The following is a 4,722-nucleotide window of genomic DNA, read 5'->3' on the forward strand; positions in this document are numbered from 1 at the left end:
GTATCTGCTGACTCTGCCACCACAGAATTCCCGCGCTCGATGCGATCAGCAGGACGGAGACCAGGACGATGGTCAGCCACGTCTGGCTGACCATGCGAACCATGCCTTTCGTGCGCTGGCTCATGGCTGAGGACAGCTTCCGGTCGTGGTCGAGGATGGCGGCGCTGATTCTCTTCTCGCTTTCGCTCAGTTCCGCTCTGACAGACTTCTCGTGCTCGCTGAATGCGGCTTTCAGCATCTCGCCGGTAGTCTGCTGCTGCGCTTTCGATTTCTGCTCTAAGTCCTTCGCCAGCGTTAAAAGACTGTTCATAGATGGCTCCCTTCAGTCGGATGTTTCGCCCCCCGTCCGGGTCGGCAATGCTGATGCTGCTTTTTGTAGTGCGCACCACCTCAAAACCTGTGCTTTCCAGCGCCTCGGTGACGTCCTGACGCGTTTTCAGCTCCCCGGATGAAGCTAGGACCAGCAACCCCCGCGTAATCGCCTGAGCGGCTTCCTGCTTCGTTTCCGGCAACGCGGACGGCGTGACCAGCGCCCGCCGGTTCTCCGGCGCGTTCGGGTCGTGCAGCCCCAGTCTGCCGTTCACGATGGTCTGCCAGGCATCGATGCGCGGCCGGTCGGCGCGGTCGTAATACGGCTGGAGTCGTCTGCCGGTCAGCAGCTCCGTGTTAGGGATAAGGAAGTTCAGCTCCAGCCGCCCTTTGTCCTGGTGCTCAACCCACAGCACGCTGTACTGGTCTTTATCGAGTCCGGGCATCAGAACCCGCTCGAAGCTCGCCATCAGTTTTTCACGCTGGCCGGGCGGTAAGTCTTGTTCGGAAAAAGACAGCACGCCGGAGGTATACTTTTTGGCATAGGGCGAGGCATCGATAAGCTCCCGGACTTCCTCCGGCTTCCCCTGCAGAACGGTGGCGCCTTCGCGCTGCCGATCTTTCCCCAGCAGATAATCCACCGGACCCGCTCCGCCCCCGCGCCCTCGCGGGTGAAACTTAACGATCATCGTCTGCCCCCTTTTCCAGTACCGCGTGCCGCAGCCGCTCGAGTCCGGCATCGATGGCCATCAGCGCGGCGATAACCTGCACCCGGTCATGTACGGTACCGCCACCGGCGTTAACCTGCCGGGCAATCTGGTTGAGGTTGTTCCCCATGCCGGCAAGCTGACGAAGCAGCGCCGGCGAGATCGACGGAAGTTTGCCGGCACGCGCTGGCTTCTCGTCCAGGCACGTCTGGCGCATCCAGGCCGCGAGCTGTTTACCGTCGCAGCGCTCCAGCAGACGCCGATGCTCATCTTCCGTTACCCACATCGTGAGCATCTTGCTGCGTTTATCTGCCAATCCAGCCTCCTGATAACGCCGGGACGGGCGGGAAATAATTTCCCGGGCGGCGCGGTGTTGGACAAGCCGCAGGCGCGTCAGTCGCTTTTAGCAGGTTTCGGGGCGCAGCCCTGAACCAGTCACATAGCGCTAGCGGAGTGTATACTGGCTTATATGCTAATCCTAGGCCGTGAGCAGGACCAGATTTTTCATATAATAGGGTTAAGACAGGCAAACGAGTGACCGTGCTTAAAAGGTCGGAAAAGACGTTATTCCGCTTCCTCGACCAGACAGAGCTACCCGCTCATGCGGGTGTGCCTAGTCTGTTCTGCGGCGAGCGGAGGGAATAACAGGATGGGTATGAGACGAGTAGGAAAAGGTAAGAAAACAAAGTAGAGGATGTCGCCAAAATCGGCTAAACCGCCCATCTCGGCCTGTCCCTCGCTGCGCTCAAGACAGGCCGAGCCTCCCTAAACAGTCTTCTGTTTAAGGTACTCAGCCTTGCTCCGGACTATCGGCGGAAAATGCGTTTTCCTGCCCCTCGCTCGCGCTCCGGAGACACACCTGTTCCTACTGTCACTGCTTTGGCCTTGGCTGCTGCTGTACCGCCGTCGCTTTTTTTAAGTGGTGCCGTTGAATGCCCGTTATCCACTGGTGCAGTGCTGTACGACTCTGCCAGTCCGTACACGGTTATGGTGCGCGTCGCACGCTTGGGTTGTGTGAGCGATCCCCCGTTCAACCCGACTACCACGCCAATTCCAGCAACAATCTCTTGAGGCCAATCCGGAACAGACACGACTTATCGCCACTGGCGGTAGCCATTGGTAACTGGAGGTTTACGGGAACTGAGAGGTGTGAACTTGAAATTGCACTTGAAGAGTTGCTAGCCTTGAGGCTACACTAATCAAACGAATTTGGTGACTGTTCCCGCAAAAGACTCAGTTACCACCCGGATCAAAGAGTTTGCTGCTCTGAGATCCGGCGAAAAGCCGCCGAAAGGCGGTTTTTTCGTTTCAAAGTAAGAGATTACTCGCAGATAGAAAGGATCTCAAGAAGATCCTTTCTATCTGCGAGTAATCTCTTACGTAAAACCGACTTCAATGTGGGTTATCGGACAGTTCGACTGTGAGTTTTTTTCTATCTGACGCACGCATAACCAACTTATCAGACCCAATGCATTCCAATATTGAAACGCAAAAAGGGATACTTAATAAATGGATGATTACAAAAACTATTCAAGAATCAAAACGGAGTCTGACAATACCCTAGCCCTATCTCTAGACCATTCATTTAGAGGGATTGGTGAGATAGCAGAGGACACAGTTAACACCATAGGAGAAGGCCTAAAGAGATTAACTTGGAGAACATCATATTTTTTTAATGGATATCAAGATGTTAACCAGCAAATAAACACCGAAGACTACAGATTCTTCTTGGCTGTAAAACAAGTTGTAAATAATAAAAACATAATAGAATTAATGATAAGAATATATATAAACCTACTATTAGAAAATAAAGATGGTAAAAGCATTGATCGAATAGCGAGGAAAGTATTTTCTTTATCATCGACAATATCATCCGTGCAATTAACTCAAAAAACCATTGTGTTCACAATACAAAGTCAGATAGTAGTGGCTTTACTAAAAAATGAAGTAACAAGAAAAAGAATGGCATTGATTGGTAACGCAGCATTAACTATGGTTAGATTATATGGATACATTGAAGAAGCAGCAACCACTGCAAATGCTCTAAAAAGAGAAAGTCCTATTTATTATAGGAATTTATATAGCATGGAAATTGAAATGCTATATTTCATAATAAAACCAGTTTTATCACCTGTAATTTCAGTTATAGGTAAAAACCCCAATGAAAATGAAATAGTGGAAGTATTAAATACAATACTCAGCGGTGCTTAATATGAAGAAAATAATTAATGTTATTTTCAAGGATCTATTTTGGACATATGCCCCCGTAGCACTCACCGTAGTAATGGCTTGTGTTTTTGTTAGCTTTTTTCCGGAGATATGGGGGAAGCTAACAATTGGATGGATAATTTTAACATTCATATTTATCTGGAAAACAAACTAATAAGACAGTACATGTATATTAAAATCAAACACATGTACTGCATTGTTTGATTAATAAACTCTATCATCCCATATACTGTAACCTGAAGTGCCGGCTATTTTATGCTCCCAACTGATTGATTTATATTTTAGCAAAACCTTTTCATATGGTATTAAGTTATTGTTTTCAATTGAGTTAGGAAATGCACATGACACATCAACTATGTGTGCATCTATTAATTTAACACCAAAAAAAATCTCTATAGCCCCAGATGCATTTGTTCTATACATGGAAAATTCAGCATCAAGTAGCTCATTATTAGATATAGAAAAACCTAATAATGGTGTTGATTTATCAATTGGTTTAGTAAAAGCCAAAGGATGATGACTTGCGTGTTGCTCTCTAGTTATAATGTGATTCAATGATATTACTTGGATTTGGTCTTCATGCCCACGTTGGAATCTGTTACCAATTGAATCAACCGTTGAACAACCAGAAGATATTAATCCTTGCTTTTCGCCATTCAGAGTTAGATAAATTAAATTCGCCACACTGTAGTTCCCTTACAAATAATATAATCATTTACTGTCAGTAGTAATCAACCATACTATATCCATTCAGTTTTACCATAAATGATTAATATCATTATGTGAGATAATAAAATAGAGCTAGTGGGAGCAAAAATAGAGAATGCGCCATCTGCGCCCGATAGGATGCACCCCATTGGATCAAAAAAACCGCCTGATACGGAGAAAGGGGTTTGAAGCCCTACCGTACGAAAACGTACGCTAAGTACGTTTTTTGAACGATGATGTCAGGTTAGCGTCTTACACATTCAGGGCGAAGTGTCCTGAAAATCAGAAAACGACCTTAATCTGACAGTATTTGAGCTATATCCTGATGTCCGTTTGATGTGTACTTAAAACTGACAATACAGAAGGTTACGCTCTTAGCGTACGTTTCCGTTCCATTGGGCTTTGACCCCCTAAATCGGTAACCATCATAACCATTTACCATAACATCCCTTTCGTGCACCGCCCCGGACAGGTTCAGCGCGAATGCGGCCTCAGCCCGGTAAAACCGGCAGTAAACTCCCCGGTAAACCGCGCCGCCTGCGCCAGATAAATTTCACCCGAATGCATGGCTATGCATTCGGGTGAATGGCACCGGCTTTCAGAGCAGATCCCCGACGAAAGCTCCGTTTTACCCGGTTTGTTACAGCGACGGGCCATCATACGTCCGCTGTCGCTGCAATCGTTCCAGCTCCAGCGCTTTCTGATGCTGTGTCGCCCGCACCTGCTGCCGGTGTGCTTCAATCGCGTTCAGCCTTTCGACAACCGGATT

Annotated in this window: 4 protein-coding genes; 1 reads left to right on the top strand and 3 read right to left on the bottom strand. The window is 47.8% G+C overall.

Annotation, left to right across the window (positions count from 1 at the left end; translation table 11 throughout):
* A partial coding sequence (gene mbeA, locus ACQ4OC_RS19220; protein ID WP_430971534.1) for a plasmid mobilization relaxase MbeA occupies window positions 1-998 on the bottom strand: 998 nt, incomplete at its 3' end.
* Window positions 988-1,311, bottom strand: a complete 324-nt coding sequence (locus ACQ4OC_RS19225; RefSeq protein WP_430971537.1) for a MobC family plasmid mobilization relaxosome protein — start codon at window positions 1,309-1,311, stop codon at window positions 988-990. The genes mbeA and ACQ4OC_RS19225, both read right to left, overlap by 11 nt.
* A gap of 1,214 nt (window positions 1,312-2,525) precedes the next feature.
* On the opposite strand from ACQ4OC_RS19225, the gene ACQ4OC_RS19230 reads away from it, so the two are divergent.
* Entirely contained in the window at window positions 2,526-3,227 is a 702-nt protein-coding gene (locus tag ACQ4OC_RS19230) for a hypothetical protein (protein WP_430971535.1), read from the top strand.
* Between the two features lie 222 nt (window positions 3,228-3,449).
* Here the strand turns inward: ACQ4OC_RS19230 and ACQ4OC_RS19235 are convergent, their stop codons facing one another.
* Window positions 3,450-3,929 (bottom strand): Hcp family type VI secretion system effector, encoded by a 480-nt coding sequence (locus ACQ4OC_RS19235; RefSeq protein WP_430971536.1) that lies wholly within the window; start codon window positions 3,927-3,929, stop codon window positions 3,450-3,452.
* Window positions 3,930-4,722 lie beyond the last annotated feature (793 nt).

The sequence above is a fragment of the Yersinia sp. J1 genome (assembly GCF_050586585.1).
Lineage (GTDB): Bacteria > Pseudomonadota > Gammaproteobacteria > Enterobacterales > Enterobacteriaceae > Yersinia > Yersinia entomophaga.